The 17,945-nt window shown below is 65.5% G+C and carries 13 protein-coding genes and 1 tRNA gene; 5 read left to right on the forward strand and 9 right to left on the reverse strand.

What is annotated here, in order from left to right; all coding sequences use genetic code 11:
- Complete coding sequence (locus NZ773_09265) at positions 1–210, forward strand: hypothetical protein (GenBank protein ID MCS6802111.1); 210 nt, start codon at positions 1–3, stop codon at positions 208–210.
- Complete coding sequence (locus NZ773_09270) at positions 207–1,583, forward strand: amidase (GenBank protein ID MCS6802112.1); 1,377 nt, start codon at positions 207–209, stop codon at positions 1,581–1,583. The genes NZ773_09265 and NZ773_09270 overlap by 4 nt, the downstream gene beginning before the upstream one ends.
- Here the strand turns inward: NZ773_09270 and NZ773_09275 are convergent.
- The 6 genes from NZ773_09275 to NZ773_09300 all read right to left on the reverse strand — a co-directional run bounded on the left by NZ773_09275 (position 1,526) and on the right by NZ773_09300 (position 9,811).
- Positions 1,526–2,437, reverse strand: coding sequence for an ABC transporter permease (locus NZ773_09275; protein MCS6802113.1), 912 nt, complete (start codon positions 2,435–2,437; stop codon positions 1,526–1,528). The genes NZ773_09270 and NZ773_09275 overlap by 58 nt on opposite strands.
- Positions 2,430–3,386, reverse strand: coding sequence for an ABC transporter permease (locus NZ773_09280; protein ID MCS6802114.1), 957 nt, complete (start codon positions 3,384–3,386; stop codon positions 2,430–2,432). Before NZ773_09280 ends, NZ773_09275 begins: the two co-directional genes overlap by 8 nt.
- Before the next feature lie 72 nt (positions 3,387–3,458).
- Positions 3,459–5,126, reverse strand: a complete 1,668-nt coding sequence (locus NZ773_09285) for an ABC transporter substrate-binding protein (GenBank protein ID MCS6802115.1) — start codon at positions 5,124–5,126, stop codon at positions 3,459–3,461.
- A 75-nt stretch (positions 5,127–5,201) separates the two neighbouring features.
- Entirely contained in the window at positions 5,202–6,857 is a 1,656-nt protein-coding gene (locus NZ773_09290) for an ABC transporter substrate-binding protein (GenBank protein ID MCS6802116.1), read from the reverse strand.
- Positions 6,858–6,992: 135 nt separating this feature from the next.
- On the reverse strand, positions 6,993–9,440 hold the full coding sequence (gene leuS, locus NZ773_09295; protein MCS6802117.1) for a leucine--tRNA ligase: 2,448 nt from the start codon (positions 9,438–9,440) through the stop codon (positions 6,993–6,995).
- Positions 9,441–9,738: 298 nt separating this feature from the next.
- Positions 9,739–9,811 (reverse strand) — tRNA-Ala (locus NZ773_09300).
- Positions 9,812–9,997: 186 nt separating this feature from the next.
- On the opposite strand from NZ773_09300, the gene NZ773_09305 reads away from it, so the two are divergent.
- Genes NZ773_09305 through NZ773_09315 form a run of 3 tightly spaced genes read left to right on the forward strand, consistent with a single transcriptional unit; the run spans position 9,998 to position 13,316 of the window.
- Entirely contained in the window at positions 9,998–11,092 is a 1,095-nt protein-coding gene (locus NZ773_09305) for a cysteinyl-tRNA synthetase (GenBank protein ID MCS6802118.1), read from the forward strand.
- Entirely contained in the window at positions 11,089–11,919 is an 831-nt protein-coding gene (locus NZ773_09310) for an alpha/beta fold hydrolase (GenBank protein ID MCS6802119.1), read from the forward strand. The genes NZ773_09305 and NZ773_09310 overlap by 4 nt, the downstream gene beginning before the upstream one ends.
- Complete coding sequence (locus NZ773_09315) at positions 11,916–13,316, forward strand: hypothetical protein (GenBank protein ID MCS6802120.1); 1,401 nt, start codon at positions 11,916–11,918, stop codon at positions 13,314–13,316. Before NZ773_09310 ends, NZ773_09315 begins: the two co-directional genes overlap by 4 nt.
- Here NZ773_09315 and NZ773_09320 read toward each other — a convergent pair.
- The 3 genes from NZ773_09320 to polA are packed head-to-tail and all read right to left on the reverse strand — an operon-like array spanning position 13,213 to position 17,880.
- On the reverse strand, positions 13,213–14,160 hold the full coding sequence (locus tag NZ773_09320) for a formamidopyrimidine-DNA glycosylase (GenBank protein ID MCS6802121.1): 948 nt from the start codon (positions 14,158–14,160) through the stop codon (positions 13,213–13,215). The two genes, NZ773_09315 and NZ773_09320, sit on opposite strands and share 104 nt — an antisense overlap.
- On the reverse strand, positions 14,160–15,059 hold the full coding sequence (locus NZ773_09325) for a hypothetical protein (GenBank protein ID MCS6802122.1): 900 nt from the start codon (positions 15,057–15,059) through the stop codon (positions 14,160–14,162). Before NZ773_09325 ends, NZ773_09320 begins: the two co-directional genes overlap by 1 nt.
- Complete coding sequence (polA, locus tag NZ773_09330; protein MCS6802123.1) at positions 15,052–17,880, reverse strand: DNA polymerase I; 2,829 nt, start codon at positions 17,878–17,880, stop codon at positions 15,052–15,054. The genes NZ773_09325 and polA overlap by 8 nt, the downstream gene beginning before the upstream one ends.
- Positions 17,881–17,945: the final 65 nt, after the last annotated feature.

A 17,945-nucleotide genomic window follows, 5' to 3' on the forward strand; every position in this document is an offset into this window, starting at 1 on the left:
ATGACGGTGACGCGCTACCATCCCCCGGCGCCGAACCCCGATATTGTGGAGCGGCTGCGGCGCGACGCCGAACTCCTCTGGGGCAGCGATGCTGCGCGCGCACTCGATGATCTGATTGTGGAAGCCGCGGCAGAGCTGACCGTCGTCGCGGCGGCAACCATCGACCCCACTGTCGACTGGCCCGACTTGGAGCCGCCGTGGACGACATGACCTTCAACGACGCCACCGCTCTCGCCGAGGCGATCGCGCGCCGCGCTCTATCAGCGCACGAGGCGCTGCAGGCCGTTCTCGACCGCATTGCCCAGTGGGAGCCGGCGATCCACGCGTGGGCCTACCTGGCCCCGGACCACGCGCATGCAGCGGCACGCGCGATCGACGAGCGCCTTGCGAGGGGGGAGCGCGTTGGCCCGCTTGCCGGCGTTCCGGTCGGGGTGAAGGACGTGATCGACGTCGCCGGCATGCCCACGACCAACGGCGTTCCGGGCGGACGGGTGCCCCCACGAGATGCTTTTGTCGTCGCACGGCTGCGCGCTGCCGGCGCGATCATCGTCGGCAAGACCGCGACCGCGCCGTTCGCGTTCGTCGACCCGCCAGCAACGCGCAATCCGTATCACCTCGAGCGGACCCCGGGCGGGTCGAGCAGCGGCTCTGGCGCCGCTGTGGGAGCACGCACGGTGCCCGCCGCGCTCGGAACCCAGACGGCCGGCTCAGTGCTGCGGCCTGCCTCCTACTGCGGCGCTGTCGGGTTCAAACCCACCTTCGGCTGGACCGGCCGGAGCGGTGTCACTCCGCTCGCCCCCTCGCTTGACCATATCGGGTTCATCTGCCGCTCTGTGCGCGACGCTCATGTGCTCTTCCAGGCGATGGCGGGCCTCGACCCGGACGATCCTGCCTGCCGTCCCCCTCTCCCCTCCTCACCATCCCGGGACGTGCGCATCCCTCCGCGGCTTGGCCTCGTCGAGACGATGTTCGAGCGATGCGATGACGAGACGATCGCCCACACCCGCCGGATGCTGGAGCAGCTCGCTCGCGCGGGAGCAACGATTGCGTCAGTAACGCTGCCCGTCCACGAGATGGCGGCAGTGCAGCGCATCATCATGTGGGCCGAGGCAGCCGCAGTCCACCGAGACCTCACCAACTTTGCCTCCGGACTGCCGACACCGCGGCTGCGCGACAATGTCCGCATCGGGGCGCTCCTCCCAGCCGAGCACCTTCTCCGCGCCGACCGGCTTCGCCGCCGCTACCGCCTTGCCGCCGCGAAGGCGATGGAGGAGTGCGACGCGCTGATCATGCCGACCACTACCTCGCCCGCCGGCAGCCCGACAACGACCGGCGACCGTACCTCGCTTGCGCCTTGGAGCCTCATCGGCACGCCCGCGATCACGGTCCCCTCTGGCCTCTCGCGCGAGGGGCTCCCCCTCGGCCTGCAGCTTGTCGGCCGGGCGGGCGCAGATGCCGACCTCCTCGCTGTTGCCGCCTGGGTAGAAGCGCATCTCGCGCCTCTCCCGCCGCCTCCTTCCCCCGATTACGACTCTTTGAGGCTGGGATCGAAGGCGTCTCGCAGTCCATCAGCCAGCATATAGACGAACAGGACGAACAGGCTGATCGCGACCACTGGGAAGACAATGAGATACGGGGCACGGAACATATAGCTGAACGCATTTGTCAGCATATTGCCCCAGCTTGGGAGTGGCGGACGCACCCCCAGACCCAAGAAGGAGAGGCTCGTCTCGGCGATCGCTCCTGCGACGACATCGAACCCGGCGAGAACGATCATCAGTGAGATGATGTTTGGCAGGATGTGCCGAAAGAGGATCCGCGCATCGCTTGCGCCGAGAGCGCGCGCTGCGACGACATATTCTGCCCGTTTCAGCTGAAGCGTCACGCCGCGTGCTTGCCGCGCGTTGCTCATCCAGCCGAAGGCGCCGATGATGAGCGCAAGGACAATCGGCGCCGGGGGGATCAGCGCGGAGACAAAGATGAGAACGTACAGCACAGGCAAGGTGACCATGATCTGGATCACCCAGTTCAGCACGTCGTCGAACAGGCCGCCGTAATAGCCCGCCGCCAGACCGAGCGGTACCCCGATCGCAAGAATGACCGCGGCGACGGCAAGTCCCATCGTCATCGACACTTGGCCGCCATAGAGCATCCGGATGAAGTAGTCTCGGCCGTATTCATCTGTGCCGAACCAGTGGCGGGCGTTCGGCGGCTGATAGTTGTTGGCGAGGTTGATCTCGTCGCGGCTCAGCCCAAGCGCCTGCTCAAAGAGCGGCGCGGAGAGCGCAAGACCGGCGAGCACAAGGAGCCCAAAGAGCGCGAACAGCGCGAGCTTGTTCCGAAGCAAGCGCTGGAATGAGGCCGCCCAAAACCCTAGCGGACGCCCGCGCGGCTCGCGACGAAGGCGGGAGGCAGCGAGACCGACAGTGCTACTCAAGCCGCACCCTCGGGTCGAGCCAGGCGTAGCCGATGTCGACGATCAGATAGCCGATCAGGATCAGCACCGCGCCCACCATCGTTGTTGCAAGGACAACCGGGTAATCCAGCTTCAGGGCAGAGTCGAGAACGAGCCGGCCAATCCCCGGCCAGGAGAAGATTGTCTCGAAGATCGCGGCGCCGCTCACTAACGCCGCAAGCAGCCCGCCGAAACTCGTCCACACCGGGATGATCGAGTTGCGCAAGACATGGCGCCAAATGACCGCTGAGCGGCCGAGGCCTTTCGCATAGGCCGTCCGAACATAGTCTTGGCGCAGCACCTCAAGTGTCTGCGAGCGCATCAGCCGGATATACCCGACACATCCGTCGATGCCGGCCACGAGCGCGGGAAGCGCCAAATGATGCAGCCGGTTCAGCAGGTCGGCTTCCTTGCCGATCGTATACATCCCTCCCTGCGGAAACCAGCGAAGCTGGCCGCCGAGCACGATGATCAGGATCAGCCCGATTGCCCAAGCGGGAAGAGCGGTAAAGAACACCGTGACCGAGCGGATGATGTTATCCGAGACAGTGTTGCGATTGAGCGCTGAATAGATCCCCAGCGGTATCCCAACGCACAAGCTGATAAGAAACGCTGAGCTCGCGAGGAGAAGGGTGTTTGGCAGACGCTCGAAGATCATCTCGAACACCGGCCGCTTCGTGAAGTAGGAACGGCCGAAGTCGCCTCGAAGAATATTGCCGAGCCACTCCACATAGCGGACGGGGAACGGCTTGTTGAAGCCGTACTTCTCTTCGAGGCGGCGAATATCCTCTTCAGTCGCGTTCGGGTTCAGCGCGAGCTCGGCCCGGAACGGCGTGTTGGGAATAATGCTGTAGATCCAGAAGGCGAGGAAACTGATGAGAAAGAGGAGCGGGATAGCTTGAAGAACCCGCCGGATGATGTACTTCGTCATCGCCCCCCTCTCCGGGGAACAGCGCCGAGCAGCGAAGGGAGCGGCTGACGCTCGCCGCCCCCTTCAGCCAGCTTATCGACCCGTCTTCGAGTACCAGAGCCAGTAGCGGGTGTCACGGCTCGCGTCCGTCAGTTTGCCGAAGGGGACCGGCTGAATGCGGCCCGACAGCCCGTACAGGAGCTCGTTCTCATAGAGAAAGATATACGGCGCCTCCGCGGTGACCAGCCTCGAGATCTCGCCGTAGAGCACCCGGCGGTCGCTCTCCTTGCAGCCCGGCACTGTCGCCGCCCGCGGATATAGTTCGTCGACGCGCGGGTTGCTGAAGCCGGTTGCGTTCTGCGGCTTGCCGGTTGACCAAATATTTTCGGTCCCGTTCGGATCGAGCCCGGAGAGCCACCCAAGGATGAACAGCTCAACGTCGCGCGTGTTGTTCACCCGGTTGATATAGGCTTGGAACTCTTCCCCGATCACTTCGAGCTCGATACCGAGCTGGCGGGCTTGCGCTTGCATGATTGTCGCGATCATCTCGCGCTCGTTGTTGCCCGTGTTATAGAAGATCCGCATCCGCAGTTCGCGGCCGTCTTTGGAGCGAATCCCTTGCGGATTGTTCGGCGGCCGCCGCCAGCCGGCTTCATCGAGCAGTTGGTTCGCTTTGGCCATGTCGTAGGTGAACTTGGTCACATCATCCACATAGGCCCACGAACTGGGCGTGACGATGCCTTGGGTCGGGCGCGCGCGGCCGTAGCGAACGCGCTCGATCAACTGCTGACGATCCACCGCATAGGAGAGCGCCTGCCGGACCCGGAGATCATTCAGCGGTTCTCTCCGCATGTTGAAGCCGATGTAGGTCCAGCTTGACTGCGCGGCGTAAAACTGAATGACTTGGCTGTTCGGAAGCGCCTTCGCCTCTTCGAAATCCTGTGCTCGGAGCGCGACGAAATCAGCTTCCCCGCTCTTATACTGCGAGAAGGCGACATTCTGGTCGCGGACGATCTTGATCGTCCACGTGTCGAGATACGGCCGTCCGAGGTAGAAGTTCTCGTTCGCGGTGAAGACAGCGTGGCTGTCGCGGACCCATTCCTTCAGCAAGAACGGCCCTGAGCCGACTGTCGGCTTGATATTGAGCGGGTTGTCATTGATGTTCAGGTTCTCGAAAACATGCTTCGGCAGAGGGTTGATGTCGGCAATTTGACCGAGGATGGGACAGAACGGCTCGCTTAAGTAGAAGATGATAGTGCGATCGTCTGGCGCCTCAGCCCGCTCGATCCTCGCGTAGAGCGCGCGGTACGGGAAGTCCACCTGAGGATCTTTCATCTTGTCGAAGGTGAACTTGTAGTCGTGCGCCGTGATCGGCCGCCCATCGCTCCACTTCACGTTGTCACGCAGGCGAAACGTCACCCGCAGCCCGTCCGACGACAGGTCAAACGACTCCGCGACGGCATCTTTCGTTCCGAGCACCAACGTTTCCGGGTCATAGCGAAGCAACGGGGCGTTGTAATGCTTGATCTCATAGGCGCGCGAGGCGGCGTCCTGGATCAAGAGCGGCTGAATGGTTGAGGCGTCGGCGAACTTGATTTCGGTGATCGTCCCGCCCCGGACGGGCTGGCCGGGTTGGACCGGAGCGCCGGGTGCGGCAGGCGGAGCCGGAGCGCACGCCGCAAGCAGCGGGAAGAGAAGAGCGCCAATCCCGAGCGCAACAGCTGCCCGGGTGAGACGGCGGTGGGGTGCGCGGTGATTCATAGCTCCCCTCCTTTTCCTTCCTCGCGCATTCGAGGATGCGCCGAGGGTACACGACGCGCCAGCCCAAGGGTAGGATTACGACCCCGTCCGCGAGTACCATTCCCAGATGCGGTAGCTGATCCCCGCGCGCTTCAACTCATTCGGCACGATCCGGCTGTTCAGCGCTAGGAGCGACTCCGGTTCATAGAGGAACACATACGGCTGGTCGGCGGCTATTTGCCGTTGGATCTCAGCATAAAACGGCTGGCGCGCCGCCTCCGTGCATCCGGGCGCCTTCGCGCCCCGCTCATACGCTTCATCGACGCGCGGGTTGGAATATCCGCTGAAGTTCTGGCTTCCTCCCGTGGTCCAGATACTGCGGCCGCTGTTCGGGTCAAGCGTCTGGGTCCAGCCAAGGATGTACAGTTCAAGGTCTTTAGTCCGCTGCACCCGATTGAGGAAGGCGCTGAACTCTTCTTGGATAACTTCGAGCTCAATCCCCACCTGGCGAAGCTGCGCCTGAGCAACTGTGGCAATCTGTTCCCGGTCTTTATTGCCCGTGTTGTAGAAGATCCGCACCCTAAATTCGCGTCCATCCTTAACACGAATGCCTTGCGGATTGTTCGGCGGAGTGCGCCAGCCGGCCTCATCGAGCAACTGGCGCGCTCGCGCCGGGTCGTAGGGGACAGCAGGGACATCCGGCGCGAACGCCCACGTCCCCGGCGTCAGCATCGAATTGACCGGCCGTGCAAACCCGAGCCGGATCCGGTCAATAATCGCTTGGCGGTCGATGCTCATCGCGACGGCGCGGCGGACGCGCACGTCGTTGAAGAAGGGCGTGTCGAGATTGAAGCCGATAAAGGTATAGCCCGACCCCGGCGCGTAGAAGCGGTAGGTCGTGACGTTGGGCAGCGTGATCGCTTCCTGCCACTGCTCTGCCCGCAGGCTGATCGAGTCGAGTTCGCCCGCTTTGAACATCGAATACTCGACATTCTGATCCTTGACGATGCGGATCACGTAGCGGTCGAAGTTCGGCCGTCCGAAGCGGAACCGCTCGTTCGCCTCGAAGATCGCGTAGCTATCCTTCACCCACTCTTTCAGCAGCCACGGCCCCGACCCGACCGTCGGCCGCAGGTTTTGCGGATTGTCATTGATGTCCAGGTTCTCGAAGATGTGCTTCGGGATCGGGTTGATGTTCGTGAAGAGCAGCGCTGGACAGAACCCCGCTTCTCGGAAGGTGAAGATGAGCGTCAACGGATCAGGTGCTTCGACGGACTCGATGGCGCTGAGCGTCAGCGTCCGCGCGGGATAGTCCACCTTAGGATCGATCATTTTCTCGTAGGTGAACTTGTAGTCAGCGGAGGTGAGCGGCGTCCCATCGCTCCAGACCAGCCCCGGCTTCAGCTTGTAGGTAAGCCGCTTGCCGTCGGGCGACAGTTCCGACGACTCGCACGTCCCATCCTTACAGACCAAGGCAAGGGTGTCCGGGTCGACACTGTTGAGGAAGGCGTTGTAATGGAGCGATTGGAAGGTCGAGGAGGCGGTGTCGTTCGTGATCAGGGGCTGCATGGAGGTCGCGTCGGCGATGCTGCCCGTGGTATAGGTCCCGCCGCGACGCGGACCGCCCGGCTGCGTTCCGCCCGTCGCGGTGCCCGAGGGGGGCGACGGGCTGCAGGCGGTCAGAACCAGAGCGAACACCGCTCCGAGCGTCACCGCGGTCGCCATTGCGCCGCGCCGGAAGCTCCGCATCATCTCAGCGCCCTCCACTACTGTCGATGGCAGAAACGATAGGCGATACGCCGACAGTGGTCAAAAATTTGGCGTATCCCTTCCTTCGGCGCATGCCGAAAAGCGCGCCCGCTGCGTGAAGGGGAGCGCCATCAGCGGTCAGCGTATGACGATGTTGATCAGCCGGTTGGGAACGTAGATCACCTTGCTCGGCGGCTTGCCGTCGAGGTGTCGCTGCACCCGCTCGCTGGCCAGGGCCAGCTTGCGCACCGTCTCCTCATCTGCGCCTACCGGCACGGTCAGCTTGTCGCGCACCTTCCCGTTCACTTGAACGGGGATCTCCACCTCCTCTTCCCGCGCCAGCTCGGGGTCGTAGCTGGGGAACGGCTGCTGATGGATGCTGTACGGCTTGCCCAAGCGTTCCCACAGCTCCTCGGTCAGGTGCGGCGCTGAGGGAGCGAGCAGGAGGAGCAGGGTCTCGATCGCCTCGCGCCACGCTGCCGTTCCCGCCAGCTCGGCCTGGCGATCGGCAAGCTCGTTGGTGAAGGTCATCAGGGTCGCCACCATGGTGTTGAAGCGGAACGCGGCGATATCCTCGTCCACCTTCTTGATCGTCCGATGGATCAGCCGACGCAGCGCCCGCTCCGCGGCGGGGTCCGCCTCCCGCGGCGGCGCCTCGGTCAGCACAAGGTTCCAGACGCGGTTTAGCCAGCGCGAGATGCCGCCGATCCCCCGGTCATTCCAGTCGCCGCCTTGGTCCCACGGCCCGATGAACATCAGAAAGAGCCGCATTGAGTCGGCGCCGTTGCGGCGAACGTAGTCATCCGGCGTGACGACATTGCCCCGCGACTTACTCATTCGCCGCCCCTGCGCCAAGATCTGGCCCTGGTTGAAGAGGCGGCGAAACGGCTCGCCGTGGTCGATCAGGCCGAGATCGCGCAGCACCATCGTAAAAAAGCGCGCGTAGAGCAGGTGCATCGTCGCGTGTTCTGCGCCGCCCGTGTACTGGTCGACCGGCGTCCAAAACTTCGCCAGCGCTGGGTCGAACGGCCGCGTCGTCTCGTGAGGGCTGAGATAGCGGAACCAGTACCACGAGGAGTCGACAAAGGTATCCATCGTGTCGGTCTCACGGCGGGCCGGCCCCCCGCACTTCGGGCAGGTGGTGTGCAGAAACTCGGGAGTGTAGGTGAGGGGAGACTGCCCAGTCGGGCGAAACTCGGCCTGCTCGGGCAGAGTGACCGGGAGCTGGTCATCAGGAACCGGCACGATGCCGTCACGATCGCAATACACCACCGGGATCGGCGTTCCCCAGTAGCGCTGGCGGCTGATCAGCCAGTCGCGCATTCGGTAGGTGACGCGGCGCCCGCCCCAGCCGTTCGCCTCGATGTAGTCGGCGATGCGCTGCCACCCTTCGGCGCTCGGCAGGCCGTCGAACTGGCCCGAGTTGACCATCGTTCCTTCACCGACGTAGGCCGCTTCGAGCGGCGCGCCATCCCAGCCGGGCGGCGCGATTACCACCGGGATCGGCAGCCCATATTTGCGGGCGAACTCGAAGTCGCGCTCATCGTGCGCCGGCACCCCCATCACAGCGCCCGTGCCGTAGGTCGCCAGTACATAGTCGGCGATGAAGATCGGGACGCGCTGGCCATTCAGCCGGTTGATGGCATAGCTGCCAAGGCGTACCCCTGTCTTCTCGCGCTCAGTCGACTGGCGCTCAATTTCGGACAAGCGGCGCGTCTGGGCAATGTAGGCCTCTACCTCCTCGCGCTGCTCGGGGGTCGTCAGCTCCTCGACGAGGGGGTGCTCCGGCGCGAGCACCATGAACGTGACGCCGAAGATCGTGTCCGGCCGCGTCGTGAAGACCCGGATCTCTCCCTCGCGCCCCTCGATCCCGAAACTGACCTCAACGCCTTCCGAGCGGCCGATCCAGTTTTTCTGCATCTGCTTGACCCGCTCGGGCCAATCGAGCCCCTCATGGTTCAGCAGCTCTTCGGCGTAGGCCGTGATGCGCAGAAACCATTGCTCCAGTTCGCGCTTGTAGACGGGGGTGTCGGAGCGCTCGCACAGGCCTGCCGGAGTTACCTGTTCGTTCGCCAGCACCGTCTGACAATCGGGACACCAGTTGACTTGCGCCTTCGCCCGGTAGGCGAGCCCGCGTTCGAGCATGCGGAGGAAGAACCATTGGTTCCATTTGTAATACTCGGGCAGGCACGTGATGACCTCGCGGCTCCAATCGAAGCTCGCGCCGATGGTCTTCAGCTGACGGCGCATGTTTTCGATATTCGCCATCGTCCACGCGGCGGGATGAATGCCGCGCTTAATCGCGGCGTTCTCCGCCGGCAGGCCGAAGGCATCGAAGCCGATCGGCAGCATGACGTTGTAGCCCTTCATGCGCCGCCAGCGGGCTTGGACATCCGTCGGCGCCATCGCATACCAGTGCCCCATATGCAGGTCACCGGAGGTGTAGGGGAACATGGTGAGGTAGTACCATTTCGGCTCGACATAGTCGGGCGCCCGATACAGGCCATCCGCCTCCCAGCGGGCTTGCCACTTCGGCTCAATCTCGGCAGGTTTGTAGGGCGGGATCGCGACCCGTCGCTCCGTCATCTGCTCCTCCCTACGGAAAAAGAAAAACCCGGCCCTGTCGACCACTCAGCAGCGACGAGGGACGGGAGAGACCACCTAGGGCATCACCGCGGCGTCATCGAGACGACCGTCATTCGGAGAGCGCGCCACCGCCTCGGCCCTTCGCCCACGGCGAGTCGGACGCCCCGTTGCGCAGCGACACTCCCCCTTCCCGCAGCCTCAGGACATTCGGGGCAGATTGCGAAACAGCGGCGCACGCGACAGCAGCCATCGCGGTCGGGGTGGTCCGTTCTTCTCTCCGTCTCGGCCGGCGCATGGGTGGACCTGAGGGGATTCGAACCCCTGACCTCCTCCATGCCATGGAGGCGCGCTCCCAATTGCGCCACAGGCCCAGCAAGTGAAAAGTGTACCAGACACGCATTCCCCCCACAACCGCCCTCAGCGAGTTGCAGTCCTAGGAGCGCTATGCGGCTGAGCAGTGCGCGGCGTTCACGCTCGCCCTGAACAAGTTGCAGGTGCATGGTAGATTCCTGAGCGACGTCCGGCCTCGCAAGGGTCGGATCGACGCGGGACGCTCTATGACCAAGCCTCGTGCCATCCCGATCCCGCCGCAGCGCCCCGGCCCCTTGGTCTTTTTCGGCTCTATGGAAATGACCCTGACGGGCCGCAAAGTCCACGACGCTCTGTGGCGCGGCCTCGACCGCCCCATTCGCGTCGCCATTCTGGAAACCCCGGCAGGGTTCGAACTGAATTCCGCTGACGTCGCCGGCCGGTATGCGAAGTTTCTGCGCGAGCGGCTGCAGCCCTACGCGCCGCAGGTAGTCGTGATCCCGGCGCGCAAACGAGGCACCCCCTTCAGCCCGGATGACCCCGCGATCTGCGCGCCGATGCTGAAGGCAAACTACTTCTACCTCGGCGCAGGCAGCCCGACCTACACCGTCCGCCAGCTGCGCGACAGCCTCGCCTGGCGCTATCTCATGGTCCGCCACCGGATGGGAGCGCCGATCTGCTTCGAGAGTGCCGCCTCCCTCGCCGTCAGTCGCTACACCATGCCGATCTATGAGATCTACAAGGTGGGCGAGGACCCCCACTGGAAGGACGGGCTCGATCTCCTCGCCCAGTATGGGCTGAGCGTGACATTCGTTCCCCATTGGAATAACACCGACGGCGGCGCAGCCCTCGATACCTCCCGCTGTTACATCGGCCGCGAGCGGTTCGAGGCGATGTGCGCCATGCTGCCGCCAGGTCACACCATCGTCGGCATCGACGACCACACTGCGCTTATCATCGAGGTGGCCGAACAGCGCTGCCGAGTGATGGGGCTCGACACCGTGACCATCCTCCGAGAAGGCAAACAGACCATCTATCGCGCCGGCGACCTCTTCCCCCTTTCGGTGCTGGGGGAGGGATCACTCCCTGCCGACCTGCGGGAAGGGATCGACCCGGCTCTCTGGGACGCTGCCCTCGCCGCCCTCGCGGAGCCAGATGCAGCGCCGCAGCCCGATGCTACCGTCCAGCAGCTCGTCCAAGCGCGTGCCGCGGCGCGCGCCGCGCGCGACTGGGCGACTGCCGACCGCCTCCGCGCCGAGATCGTGGCGCGCGGCTGGTGGGTCGACGACACGCCGACCGGTCCGCTTCTCCGCCCTCGAGAGACCTCCTCCCGCAGCCCGTGACCACGCATCTCTTCTACGCCGGTCCTGACCATGGCCCCTTCGTCATCGGCGACGGGACCGACAGCATCCTCCTCGTCCACGGCTTTCCCGGCACCCCGCGCGAGCTCCGCCCGCTCGCGACGCGCCTCGCCGCTGTCGGCTGGCGCGCGCGCGGGATCTTGCTGCCCGGCTTCGGCGAACAGATCGCTGCGCTCTCCCGCCACACCGGGCGCGACTGGGTGCGCGCGGCGGCGACCGAATGGCGTCAGCTTCGCCAGCGCGCGCGCCGAACAGCCATCCTCGGCTATTCGTTCGGCGCCACGATCGCGGCCGCCCTCGCCGCCAGCGCTCCGCCCGACCGGCTCATCCTCGTCGCACCTTGGTGGCGCCTTGGCGTCGTCGGCGAGTTCCTCCTTCCCGTCCTGAAACGGATCATCCCCACCGTTGCGCCGTTCCGTCACGCCAACTTCGACGACCCTCGACTCCGCGCCTTCTTCCGAGATGTCGCTCCCGACCTCAACCTTGACGACCCCGCCGTCCAAGAGCAGCTGCGCCGCCAGCTGACGATCCCAACCCCGACGATCGATGAGATCCGCCGCCTCGGGCGGCAGAGCCTGCAAGCGCTGCGCCGCGTGCGTGCTCCCACCCTCGTCCTGCAGGGCCGCCACGATCAGACTGTGCCTGTCGCCGCGACCCGCCAGCTCCTCCGCTCCCTCGGCGGGCCGGTCCACTACATTGAGCTCGAGGGCGGCCACGACCTGATCCGACTGGAAGCCCCAGAGAGTGAGCAGCTTGCGGCGGCAATTGTGCGATTTCTCCAAGAAGAGCCGCCTATCATTCCGCCGTGACCATGCTCGCGCCAAAGGCGCGGCAGCAGGCGGCCCGCTCCTTCGGCCTGCTGCTTGCGCTGCTCTTCGTCGTCGCGCTCGGAGTGCGGCTTATCCGCATCGGCGATCGCGCCTTCTGGACCGATGAGGGATACAGCGCTTGGCTCTCGGCGCAGCCTGTGGCCGTGATCGTCGGGCATGATCCCTTTCATCCCCCGCTCTATCCCCTGCTCCTGAAAGGATGGGCGGCTCTCCACCCGCTGCTCGATGGAGACGGCGGACGGCGCCTTCTCTCGGCGCTCGCCGGCGCGCTTACCGTTGTCGTCTGCACGGCGACTGTTCGCGCCCTCGGCTTGCCGGGGGCGGGGCTGACCGCCGCGCTGACCACGACCTCTGCTCTTGGCGTGTGGTACTCGCAAGAGCAGCGGAGCGTCGCCCTCACTGCCCTGCTGCTCACGGTTGCCGCCGCCGCTCTCGCACTGCTGCTGTCCCCCCGTCTCCTGCAGCCGACACGCGGCCATCGGCGCGGCGGCGACGGTCGGCACGCGACCCCGCTGCCACCGCTGCTGCTTTGGGCAGCCTCTGGGCTTGCAGCGCTCCTCGGGGTGTGGACCCACTACGCGATGATCCCTCTCCTTGGCGCGCTGAGCGTCGCCTTCCTCGCCGCGGGGTGGAAGCGGCGCGACCTGCTCGTCGGCTGGAGTGTCGTCACGGCGCTGGTGATGCTTGGGAGCTTGCCGCTCCTCCCCCGCCTCGAGGATGCCCTCGGCCAGCTGAGCGGGCACCGCTTCGCTGAGCGAGCCGTGCTCCTGTTCGTGCCAGGCGTGGCGGCGCTCGTGCTCGCAGGCGCCGGCGGCTGGTGGGTGGTCCGCCGTCACCCTGCGACCGCGCGGCCCCTCCTTGGCAGAGGCGCGGCGGTCGTCATCCTCGGTCTTGCCGCAATCATGCTGACGCCGGCCGGCAACAGCATCAAACGCCACCTCGCTGTGGTCGCGCCGCTCGCGCTGACCAGCGCCGCGGTCAGCATCGCAGCCTGGCGGCCTCGGCTTGGCCCGCCGCTCGTCGCGGCGGGGCTGCCGGCGCTCGCTCTCGTACTCTTCCTCCACCCCAAGGAGGATTGGCACGGAGTCGCCGCGCTTCTTAAGGCCGAAGAACAGCCGGGCGACGTCCTCGTGCTTTACCAAGGCTACCAAGCGATCGTCTTGGCGCGGTATTACAACGGCGCGCTGCCCCTCATCACGTTCGGTGAGGGAGAGGACCCCGCCCAGCTCGCTCCGAAGGTCGCGCCTGCCTCCCGCGTCTGGCTTGTCGAAGTCAACCCGACGGTGCCGCCGTCTCTTGTTCCAACCCTTGAAGCGCTTCGGCGGAAGACGGTCGAGCAGCAGTTCCCTCGGATCCGGGTGGCGCGCTTCGAGTAGCCGGCTGGCAGCGGGGACAGAAATACGTCCCTCGTTGCGCGACAACAATCCGCTCGATCGGCGTCCTGCAGCGCGGGCACGGCTCACCGCGGCGAGCATGGACACGCGGCAGCGCGGCATCGGGCGCCGCTCTGCCATTTCGCACTTTCGCCACCCCCTCAGTCACAGCGAGCGCGACTACGGCTTGCGCCTCGCGGAGCAGCGCAGCGGCCTCCGCATCGCTGAGGCTGGACGCTGCCCGCAGGGGGTGGATCCCGGCCGCATGCAGCGCCTCGTCCGCGTAGATATTGCCGATCCCGCTGAGGACCGCCTGATCGAGCAGCACCGCTTTGATCGGCGCTCGCTTGCGCCGCCGCAGCGTCGCCGCAAACTCGCCCGCCTCGATAGTGTCCAGCAGCGCATCGGGGCCTCGCCGCTGCGCCGCTAAGAAGGCGGCGGCCTCCGGCCCGGGCAGCAGGCGCGCCTTCGCGAACGTTCGAACGTCAGAGAGATACAGCCGTGAGCCGTCCTGAAAATGGATGACCAGCCGCGTCGTCTTGTGCGGCAAGGGAGAGTCGAACGCCGGGATCGGATGCCCGCCGGCGAAGCGGCCACCATCGGGATGCTCATAGACAATCTGGCCCGACAGATTCAGGTGAAGGACAAGGCTCCTGCCGTCATCGAAGTCCCAGACGAGGAATTTGGCGACCCGCCGTACTCCGACAATCCGTCTGCCCACGAGCGTCGCGGCATCACCGGCGAGGAACAGTTTCGGCAGCAGGAGGTCGAGAGCAGCGATTGGCAGTCCCACAATCCGCTCGGCAAGCCCGCGGCGGATCGTCTCAACCTCGGGGAGCTCTGGCATTACGCTGCCCGCCGCCGCGCGGCAGGAGGGGTCTGCCGGCGACGGTGAAAGAGATAGTGCTGCGCCCAGCCGGGATTGGCCGGAAACGCCGTGCGGTAAAGGTCGGCGACGCGGAGATAGGTGCGCTCCGTCAGGCTCGTGGTCGGGATCGCCTCGCCAAACAGCGCGCGGGCTGTCGCCCAGATATGCGAATCAACCGGCACCGCCTCGTCGAAGCCGAGCCCATAGAGCAAGACACAATCGGCGATTTTCGGGCCGATCCCCGGGAGCGCCATCAGTTCGGCCCGGGCCTCACGATAGGGAAGCGCTGCCAACCCTTCCAGCCACGCTGCGGGGCGCGCTGCCAGCACGGCGCCTAGCTGGTGCAGCACTCGGCCGCGGTAGCCGAGATCAGCATCGCGCCAAAGCGCGCGCGGGTCCGCCGCAGCGAGCCGCTCCCATGACGGCAGTGCCCAGAAGCGCGTTCCGTCCAGTTCCCCCACCGGTGTCCCATAGGTGGTGGCGAGGCGGTCGAGGGAGCGGGCGATGCGCCCAACATGGTTCGCCGAGGCGATCGCGAAGCTGACGAGCGCGTCGGCGGCAGGCTGGCGGACGACGCGCAAGCCCGGAAATCGGTCGAGGGCGTCGTCAAGGGGAGGAGCGAGGCGGCGGAGCGCCGCGCGCAGAGCGGCGAGGTCGACCTCGAGGCGGAAAAAGCGCGCAACGTCCGCCGCGGTGACCGGAGCGCCGACGCTCTCAACGGTGAGCGCGCCGCGCGCGAAGCGGACACGCCAGACCGCCTGGCCGACAACGCCGACCCAGCAGTCTCCCTCCCGCCGCCAGCGAAATACCTGCCCGCTGGTAAGGGTCGCAGCGAGGTCGAGGGCATCCTCCGGGACGGGGAGCGTGACGCTAGCCATGGACCGGGGTCATCTCGTCCCAGTTTTTCCCCGCTTTGACCTCAACCTGCAAGGGAACGGAGAGGGGGAACGCATGCTCCATCACCTCACGGACAAGCGCCGCGACCTCCTTGAGCCGGTGTTCGTCAATCTCCAGCACAAGCTCATCGTGGACCTGCAGCAGGAGCCCGCAGTCGATCTCCCGGCGGCGCAGTTCTTCGTGCAGCCGGATCATCGCGATCTTGATGATGTCGGCAGCCGTGCCTTGGATTGGCATGTTGATGGCGGTGCGCTCAGCAGCGCCGCGGACCGAGGGATTGGGGCTGAGAATTTCCCGCTCGGAGAAGAGCTGATAGCGGCCGGTGAGCGTTTGGACTCGTCCCTGACGCGCCTCCGCCTTTGTCCGTTCGAGGTACTCCTTGATCCCGGGGTAGGTCTCGAAGTAGGTGCGGATGAACTCCGCCGCCTCCTTGCGCGACAGCTCGGTCCGCTCGGCAAGCCCGAAGTCGCTGATCCCGTAGATGATGCCGAAGTTGGTCGTCTTCGCAACCCGCCGCTGGTCTGGGGTCACGTCCTCGAGCGGGACGCGGAAAATCGCCGCCGCCGTCGCCGCGTGGATATCCTCACCCCGCTCGAACGCTTCAACCAGCCGCGGATCCCGCGACATATGGGCGAGGACGCGCAGCTCGATCTGGGAGTAGTCAGCAGAGAGCAGCACCGCTCCGGGCCGTCCGGCGATAAAGGCTTGGCGGATGCGGCGGCCGAGGGGGGTGCGGACCGGGATGTTCTGCAAGTTCGGTTCGGATGAGCTGAGGCGGCCCGTCCGCGCAACGGTTTGGTTGAAGTTGGTGTGGATCCGGCCCGTCTTCGGATTAATCAGGGCGGGAAGGGCATCGACATAGGTCGCCTTCAGCTTGGTCAGCTGGCGGTACTCGAGGATCTGCTCAACGACCGGATGAAGCCCGCGCAGCTCCTCGAGCACTTGCGCATCGGTGGAGTAGCCGGTCTTAGTGCGGCGCGCAGAGGGAAGCTTCAACTCCTCGAACAACACCGCGCCGAGCTGCTGCGTCGAGTTGATGTTGAAGCGGTGCCCGACCGACGAGTAGATCGCCGCTTCGAGTTCGAGGATCTTCTCCGCGAGTTCACGCGAGAGCGACCGCAGGAGAGCGGTATCGACGGCGATGCCGCATCGCTCCATCGCCGCCAGCACCGGCACAAGCGGCATCTCAATGTCGTAAAACAGCTGGCTCAGCCCCTGCGCCTCGATCTCGCGGGCGAGCACGTCGCGGCAGCGCGCGGTCGCGATGACATCGCGAGCAGCGTACGCCGCCGCCGGCTCGATAGCGACCTCCGCCATCGAGATCTGCTTCGCCCCTTTGCCGATCAAGTCGCTGATCGGCGTCATCTCCATGCCGAGCTTTGCTGCCGCAAGCTCTTTGAGCCCGAGCGCCCGCTCATTGAGCAGGTAGGCGGCGATCATCGTGTCGAAGCGCAGGCCGGCGACCTCGACGCCATGTTCTGCGAGCACGATCAGGTCGTATTTGCCGTTATGGGCGATTTTCGGCTTAGCCGGATCGGCCATCACCGGCTTAAGACGGGCGACAACAAGGTCAAGGGGCAGCTGCCCTGCCGCCGCGGACGGCGCGAGCAGAGCGGCAGCGGGCCCGTGCTTGGCAGGCACCACCTGCAGCGCCGGGCCGTCGACATGCCCGACGGGGATGTAGAACGCCTCGTCACCCGGCAGCGGGAGGAGCGCGATCCCGACGAGGCGCGCCTGCATCGCCTCCCGACTGTCCGTCTCGGTGTCGAGCACAATCTCCTCCGCCGAGGCCAGTATCCGCTCCAATCGTTCCAAGTCGGCTTCGGTGCGGACAATGGTGGGGGGCGGCGCACTGCCTGCCGCCTGCGCCGCCGCCGGAAACATCGCCAGCTGCACCTCAGAGCGCGCACGCTCGCTCAGGCCCGGAAGCGTCTGCACCCGCCCCAGCAAGCTCCGAAACTCCATCTCCCGGAAAAACTCGGTGATCTTCGCGAGATCGAACGGGCCCACCGCGCTCGCGTCAAGGTCCAGGGTGACCGGCGCATCGCGCACGATCGTCGCAAGGCGCTTTGAGAAGAGGACGTTGTCGCGATGGGCCGCGAGAGCCTCCCGAATGCGGGTAGGGGTGACCTCCTCGAGATGATCCAGAATTCCCTCGACAGAGCCAAACTGCTGGAGCAGCTTCGCCGCAGTCTTTTCCCCGATCCCCGGGACCCCCTTGAGATTGTCAGAGGGGTCGCCGACGAGCGCTTTCAAATCCGGAATTTGGTGCGGCGCAATCCCGTAGCGCTCGCGGATTGCCGCCGGCGTGTACAGCACCGTGTCGGTGAACCCCTTTCGGCTCGTGAGCACCGAGATATGGTCGTCGATCAGCTGAAAGGTATCCTGGTCGCCGGTGACAATGATGGTGTCGAGACCGCGCTCTTCAATCTGGCGGCTGAGCGTGCCGATGATGTCGTCGGCCTCGTAGCCTTCGGCCTCGTAGTAGGGGATGCCAAAAGCGGTGACAAGCTGGCGCACGCGGGGGATCTGAGCGCGCAAGTCAGGGTCGCCGGCAGGGCGGTTCGCCTTGTAGTCGGCATACTCTGCATGCCGAAACGTCGGCGCCGGCAGATCGAACGCGAACGCAAGGTAGCTCGGCTGATAGTCGGCGAGGAGGCGAAGCAGCATCGTCGCGACCCCAAACACGGCGCCCGATGGTTCGCCAGTGCGCTGCACGGTGAGGGGCGGCATTGCGTGATATGCCCGGTGAACCAACGCATGACCATCAAAGAGCAGGAACAGACCGGGACGATCCGCCATGCACGAGCCTCCTCCGCGGGCTGGATGAAGTATAGTCCGCCGGCCGGCACCCTCTGCCTCGCTTC

The organism is Dehalococcoidia bacterium, assembly GCA_025054935.1.
In the GTDB taxonomy this organism is placed as follows: domain Bacteria; phylum Chloroflexota; class Dehalococcoidia; order SpSt-223; family SpSt-223; genus JANWZD01.

Bases quoted from the DNA above. Each gene is read 5' to 3' on its own strand.
- NZ773_09265 (MCS6802111.1), top strand. From the start codon at position 1: ATGACGGTGACGCGCTACCATCCCCCGGCGCCGAACCCCGATATTGTG.
- NZ773_09270 (MCS6802112.1), top strand. From the start codon at position 207: ATGACCTTCAACGACGCCACCGCTCTCGCCGAGGCGATCGCGCGCCGC.
- NZ773_09280 (MCS6802114.1), bottom strand. From the start codon at position 3,386: ATGACGAAGTACATCATCCGGCGGGTTCTTCAAGCTATCCCGCTCCTC.
- NZ773_09285 (MCS6802115.1), bottom strand. From the start codon at position 5,126: ATGAATCACCGCGCACCCCACCGCCGTCTCACCCGGGCAGCTGTTGCG.
- NZ773_09290 (MCS6802116.1), bottom strand. From the start codon at position 6,857: ATGATGCGGAGCTTCCGGCGCGGCGCAATGGCGACCGCGGTGACGCTC.
- leuS (MCS6802117.1), bottom strand. From the start codon at position 9,440: ATGACGGAGCGACGGGTCGCGATCCCGCCCTACAAACCTGCCGAGATT.
- NZ773_09305 (MCS6802118.1), top strand. From the start codon at position 9,998: ATGACCAAGCCTCGTGCCATCCCGATCCCGCCGCAGCGCCCCGGCCCC.
- NZ773_09320 (MCS6802121.1), bottom strand. From the start codon at position 14,160: ATGCCAGAGCTCCCCGAGGTTGAGACGATCCGCCGCGGGCTTGCCGAG.
- NZ773_09325 (MCS6802122.1), bottom strand. From the start codon at position 15,059: ATGGCTAGCGTCACGCTCCCCGTCCCGGAGGATGCCCTCGACCTCGCT.
- polA (MCS6802123.1), bottom strand. From the start codon at position 17,880: ATGGCGGATCGTCCCGGTCTGTTCCTGCTCTTTGATGGTCATGCGTTG.